This window comes from Cryobacterium sp. RTC2.1 (assembly GCF_035018685.1).
GTDB lineage: Bacteria > Actinomycetota > Actinomycetes > Actinomycetales > Microbacteriaceae > Cryobacterium > Cryobacterium glucosi.
On the sequence record NZ_JASJXJ010000222.1, the window covers coordinates 1 to 4,442 of the forward strand.

General features: G+C 67.7%; 7 protein-coding genes. 2 read left to right on the forward strand and 5 right to left on the reverse strand.

Annotated elements, in window-relative coordinates:
* The 5 genes from QN357_RS17960 to recO all read right to left on the reverse strand — a co-directional run.
* On the reverse strand, positions 1–163 hold a 163-nt coding region (locus QN357_RS17960; protein WP_323505301.1), incomplete at its 3' end, for a tRNA-dihydrouridine synthase.
* Positions 164–229: 66 nt separating this feature from the next.
* Positions 230–358 (reverse strand): hypothetical protein, encoded by a 129-nt coding sequence (locus QN357_RS17965; RefSeq protein ID WP_277612969.1) that lies wholly within the window; start codon positions 356–358, stop codon positions 230–232.
* Entirely contained in the window at positions 358–1,041 is a 684-nt protein-coding gene (locus tag QN357_RS17970) for a DsbA family oxidoreductase (protein ID WP_134446039.1), read from the reverse strand. Before QN357_RS17970 ends, QN357_RS17965 begins: the two co-directional genes overlap by 1 nt.
* 53 nt (positions 1,042–1,094) lie before the next feature.
* A complete protein-coding gene (locus QN357_RS17975) occupies positions 1,095–1,898 on the reverse strand; it encodes an isoprenyl transferase (RefSeq protein WP_322135903.1) in 804 nt (267 codons plus the stop codon).
* On the reverse strand, positions 1,895–2,617 hold the full coding sequence (recO, locus tag QN357_RS17980) for a DNA repair protein RecO (protein ID WP_134446041.1): 723 nt from the start codon (positions 2,615–2,617) through the stop codon (positions 1,895–1,897). The genes QN357_RS17975 and recO overlap by 4 nt, the downstream gene beginning before the upstream one ends.
* 126 nt (positions 2,618–2,743) lie before the next feature.
* Here recO and QN357_RS17985 point away from each other — a divergent pair, with 126 nt between their 5' ends.
* Together QN357_RS17985 and QN357_RS17990 are read left to right on the forward strand one after the other, a co-directional pair.
* Positions 2,744–3,442: a trimeric intracellular cation channel family protein gene (locus tag QN357_RS17985; RefSeq protein WP_134446042.1), complete on the forward strand. Its 699-nt coding sequence runs from the start codon at positions 2,744–2,746 to the stop codon at positions 3,440–3,442.
* 181 nt (positions 3,443–3,623) lie between these two features.
* On the forward strand, positions 3,624–4,358 hold the full coding sequence (locus QN357_RS17990) for a hypothetical protein (protein ID WP_198413475.1): 735 nt from the start codon (positions 3,624–3,626) through the stop codon (positions 4,356–4,358).
* Positions 4,359–4,442 lie beyond the last annotated feature (84 nt).

Below are 4,442 nucleotides of genomic sequence, written 5' to 3' on the forward strand. Positions count from 1 at the left end.
CATAGAGCCCGGCGCCGAATTCCCGGCAGAGCCGGCGGAACGCGGTGTTGGTGATGCCGGCCATCGGTGCGAGGACGACGGGCACGTCGAGCGTGAGCGGGCCGATCCGCAGCGCGGGGACCGGCGACGGGTCCGTGCGCGAAGCGGTGAGTTCAGGAGTCATTGGTTCAATTCTCCCAGATGCGGGCGGCCCTGCTGACCCGTGGGAGCGACCCGCACCGATCGAGGCCTAGATTCCGCAGGAATCGCCCTCGCAGCTCCCGGCGCCGGACTGGCCGAGGAGCTGGATGAACGGGGTGACGCGCGGTGCCGGGGCCGCGGTGACGGGGACGGCGGGGACGACGCTGGCATCGGTCATCAACGGTCCTCCCCTGCTGCTGCGGTCGTTCCTGCGGCCTCGTTCTGGTCGGCCTGGGCCTGGCGGAGTGCGCCGGCGAAGGCCTCGGGGTCCTGGGCCCCGGAGATGCCGTACTTCCCGTCGATCACGAAGAACGGGACGCCCTGGATTCCGTAGGCATTTGCCTGGGCTACGTCCGCCTTCACGTCGGCGAGATAGTCGTGGGCGGTCAACGCGCGGACGACATCCGCTCGGTCGAGTCCGATTTCGGCGGCGAGGTCCGCGAGGTCTTCGATGCGACCGACGTGCCTTCCGTCGACGAAGTAGGCCTTGAGCAGGCGTTCCTTCATGTCGAGCTGGCGACCGTGGGCCTTGGCGTAGTGCAGCAGCTCGTGGGATATGACGGTGTTGGTCTGGTGCACCGAGTCGTAGTCGTAGTGCAGGCCGACGCTCTCAGCGATTCCAGTCACGCGGGCGAGCATCTCGGTGACCTGGGCGACGGGGATACCCTTGCGCTCGCTCAGGTAATCGATGGGACTGCCGGCGAAGTCGACCGGGGTATCGGGGGCCAGCTCGAAGCTGTGGTATTCGACCTCGACCGAGCCGTCGAAGAGGGCGGCCCCTGCCTCGAACTTGCGCTTTCCGATGTAGCACCAGGGGCACTGCACGTCGGACCAGATGTCGACCTTGATAGTTTCGCTCACACCCGGTCCAAGCCGCCGGTCCCCCGATCTATTCCCCCTGCCGCGTGAGTGGATCAAACGCTTGGGGTGTCGACCGCCCCGCCGTAGCGGCGGTTGCGGGCGGCGTAGAGCTCGATGGCATGCCACAGCTCCGCCCTGCCGAAGTCAGGCCAGAGGGTGTCGAGGAAGACCATCTCGGCGTATGCGCTCTGCCAGAGCAGGAAGTTGCTCGTGCGCTGCTCCCCCGAGCTCCGCACGAAAAGGTCGACGTCCGGGAGGTCTGCCGTGTAGAGCTGGCGCTGGATCGCCTTCTCGGTGATTCCGGAAGGCTTCAACCGGCCGGCGGCGACCTCCTCGGCCAGCGCGCGGACGGCATCCGTGATCTCGGTGCGCCCGCCGTAGTTGACGCACATCGTCAGGGTGAGTCCGGTGTTGCCCGCCGTGAGGCGCTCGGCGTACTGCAGTTCGTTGATGACGGATGCCCACAGGCGCGGCTTGCGGCCAGCCCAGCGCACGCGCACGCCCCAGTCGTTGAGCTGGTCGCGGCGCCGGTGCAGCACGTCCCTGTTGAAGCCCATCAGGAAGCGGACCTCGTCAGGGGAACGTTTCCAGTTCTCTGTCGAGAAGGCGTAGACACTCAGGTGCTTGACGCCGATCTGGATGGCGCCGGCGACGACGTCGAGGAGCGCGGCCTCGCCGGCCTTGTGGCCTTCGACCCGCGGGAGTCCGCGCGCGTTCGCCCAGCGGCCGTTGCCGTCCATGACGATCGCGACGTGCTCGGGAACGACCTTCGCCGGCAGCGCCGGCGGGTACTGGCCGGTCCATTCGAGCGGTCGGAAGGGCATGGCGTCCTTGTGCGTGAACGGCTTCGGGGTCATCGACTGACGTGCTCCAAGGATCGGAGGCCCCGGCCGAGGTGCCACTGCGTGTATGCGGCGACGACTCCGTTGGCCTGGTTCCTGGTCTGCTCTGGCATGGATTCGGCCTGGTCCCAGTCCCCGGCGAGCAGGGAGCCGAGGAGCAGGATGGTCGCCTTGTCCAGCCGGGGCGACCCGGGGGCCGCGCAGTCGTCGCAGACGATTCCGCCGACTTGCACGACGAGCGCGGAGTGATCGCCGAGTGCGCCGCAGCGCGCGCAGCCCTGGAAGCTCGGCGCCCAGCCGGCCATCGACAGGGCACGCAGCAGGTAGGAGTCGAGGGTGAGGCTCGCGCCGTGTTCCATCCGGGAGAGGGAGCGCAGGGCCCCGACCAGGAGCAGGTACTGCTGCAGGGACCCCTCGGCCTCCGTGAGCTTGTCTGCGGTCTCGACCATGGCGCTCGCCGCGGTGTAACTGGCGTAGTCGCCGGAGATCAGGGCGCCGTATGAGCCGATCGACTCGGCCTGGGTGACGATGTCGAGACTGCGGCCCTCGTAGAGCTGCACATCCGCCACCATGAACGGTTCGAGCCTGGCCCCGAATTTGGAGGCCGTGCGGCGGACGCCTTTGGCGACGGCACGGACCTTGCCGTGCTGGCGGGTGAGCATGGTGACGATCCGGTCGGCTTCACCCAGTTTGTGGGTGCGCAGCACGACGGCTTCATCACGGTAAACAGGCACGTCCTATTCTCCCACCCGAGCGGGCTTTGTGGGTCCGGTCCCGGCCGACGCGCCGGTCGAGCGGTTCCTGCCTCCACGCGCCTGTCGACGGTCAGGAAACCCCGCGGCGGATGGTTTCATTGGAGGGTGCCTCCCATCCTGTTCACGATCCCGCTCTGGATCGACCTGACGGCGGTCGCCATCGGCGCGATCCAGGGGGCCATGTTCGCCGGGCGATTCACCGATCGCCGCTTCGACCTGCTCGGCATTGCGATCATCGGTGTCACTGTCGGCCTCGGCGGCGGACTCCTGCGCGATATCCTGCTCGGCGGGGTGCCCGCTGCCCTGCAGAGCAACTGGTACCTGCCGATCGCAGGCGGATCCGCTCTCCTGGGCATGCTGTTGCAGAGCCTCTTCAACCGCCTCGGCCCGTTCATCATCGCGCTCGACGCTGTGACGATCGGCCTGTTCGCCGCTCTCGGGACGAGCAAGGCGCTCGCGCACGGCCTCCCGGAGATTCCGTCGCTGTTCGTGGGCGTGATCACGGCCGTCGGCGGCTCGGCGCTCCGGGACATGATGCTCAACGTTCCGATCGCCGTCATGCACGTCGGTTCGTTCTACGCCATGGCCGCCGGATTCGGTAGCGCGCTCCTCGTCGTGCTTTTCGAACTGCACGTGGACATCACCATCGCCGCGATCGCCTGCGTGATCGTGACCACGGTGATGCGGATCCTCGCGGCCCGGTACGGCTGGAGCCTGCCAGAACAGCGTGCGATCGGCAGCTGGCCGCGTTGGCGGCGTCGCGTGCGCCCCGCAACGCTCCGCCGCCGTCGCACCCACGACTGAATCCCCCGACCAGGTCCGGAGCTCGGAATTCCGCGGCACCGCAGCTGCAGGGCGGGAATGTGCGGGAGTTGGGCCCACCCAGACGGCGTGGGAGGGACGGAGAAATCGGCGGGATTCCCTCTCGCATTTGTGGGCCCGCGGGGAGACACTAGTGAGGAGTACTCACTTGTCTGGAGGATCCATGAATATGCTGAAGGGCAACTCGCCCGATCCGATGCCGGTGCCCAGCCTGATGCCGGTCCTGTCCCGCGGCAAACACCGCACGCCGCGCTCCGGTGCCTGCTTCATGGAGTTCGCGTCCTACCTCGCAGGCGAAGCGTGGAGTGACCATCCGGCGTGCACGCACCCCCTGGTCGCCTCCCTCGCCCGCATGGTCAACGACTGCACCTCGGACAGTTCCCGGGCCCGCCTGGTGCCCCTGATCCCGTCGGTCATCGGCCTCAAGGGCGACAACCCCCGGGTGCGGCTACTGATCGCGGTCAGGGCCGCGACCGCGGCGCTTCCCGTGAGCAGCTCGGATCACCAGCGTGCGCTTGCCGTCGGGATCCTGAATTGCGAGCGCCAGCTGGAGGGGCTCGATGGCGAGTTGCCCGAAGGACTCGAGGCCCGTATCCGCACCGCGTTCGACGCGGCGCCGGAGACCGAGCGGTGGGCGCGCGAGTTCATCTCCTCCATGGGGGCATGGTCGCGTACCAAGTTCACCGATCGCACGGCGGAGACGATCATCCGGGTCTCGGTTCAGGGTATTGCTGAGGCATGCACCCCGAATCCCGACGACCGCCTGTTCGAGTTGCTGTCCGGGGTGATCGACGATGCGACGCGTGTGCTTGTTTCGACGCAGCCGGCGCAGATGGCGACGTCGGTAGTCGAGCGACCGGCCGAGACACGTCCCGCAGGGGTGCGTGTTCACAGCTGAATCCGGAAAGAAACCAGCCCTTCGGATGTGCAGTTGAACGCAGTTAAGAAACCACAGCGATCGGGGCGATCCGCCCGTGGGCGG